This is a genomic window from Hydrogenophaga electricum, from assembly GCF_030160815.1.
Classification (GTDB): Bacteria; Pseudomonadota; Gammaproteobacteria; order Burkholderiales; family Burkholderiaceae_C; genus Hydrogenophaga; species Hydrogenophaga electricum.
This window is the reverse complement of sequence record NZ_BSPB01000148.1, coordinates 1-861: the sequence shown is the minus strand read 5'-3', so window position 1 is coordinate 861 and position 861 is coordinate 1. Positions and strand designations below refer to the sequence as shown.

Annotated in this window: 1 pseudogene and 1 other annotated feature; the pseudogene reads left to right on the top strand. The window is 66.7% G+C overall.

Annotated features, from left to right (window positions below):
* Positions 1 to 50: 50 nt before the first annotated feature.
* A pseudogene (locus tag QQK43_RS23205) lies at positions 51 to 861 on the top strand (IS3 family transposase); the annotation flags it as partial.
* Positions 329 to 445: a sequence feature (AL1L pseudoknot), on the top strand. (Overlaps the previous pseudogene by 117 nt.)

The window sequence follows — 861 nt, the reverse complement described above, 5'->3', positions numbered from 1 at the left end:
TGAACCGCCCCGGATTTTGAGGAGGCTCCAATCTTTGAGAGGATGGAGCCATGAGGAAGTCAGTGAAGTTTTCGCCCGAGGTGCGCGAGCGCGCGGTGCGCATGGTGTTCGAGCATCGAGGCGAGTACGAATCGCAGTGGGCGGCGGTGGTGTCAATCGCCGGCAAGATCGGCAGCACGCCGCAGACGCTGTTGAACTGGGTACGTCAGCATGAACGCGACACAGGCCTGCGCGAAGGCCCCAGCACAGCCGAGGCACAACGCGTCAAGGAACTGGAACGCGAGGTGCGCGAACTGCGCAAGGCCAACGAGATCTTGAAGCTGGCCAGCGCGTTTTTCGCCCAGGCGGAGCTCGACCGCCGCCTGAAGTCGTGAAGGCCTTCATCGACCAGCACCGCGCCACTCTTGGGGTCGAGCCGATTTGCAGGGCACTGCAGGTTGCCCCGTCGGCCTATCGGCGCCATGCGGCCCACCAGCGCCACCCGGAACTGCGGAGTGCCCGGGCGCAGCGCGACGCGACGCTGATACCGCACATCGAACGCATCTGGCAGTCCAACCTGCAGGTCTACGGTGCCGACAAGGTCTGGCGCCAGCTGCAGCGCGAGGGCGTCGCGGTGGCGCGCTGCACCGTGGAGCGGCTGATGCGCCGGTTGGGCCTGCGCGGCGTGGTGCGCGGCAAGGTCGTGCGCACCACGGTCAGCGATGCCAAAGCGCCGTGCCCGCTGGACCGGGTCAACCGGCAGTTCCACGCGCAGCGGCCCAATCAACTGTGGGTCTCGGACTTCACGTACGTCTCGACCTGGCAGGGCTGGCTGTACGTGGCCTTCGTGGTCGACGTGTTCGCCCGGCGCATCGTGGGTTG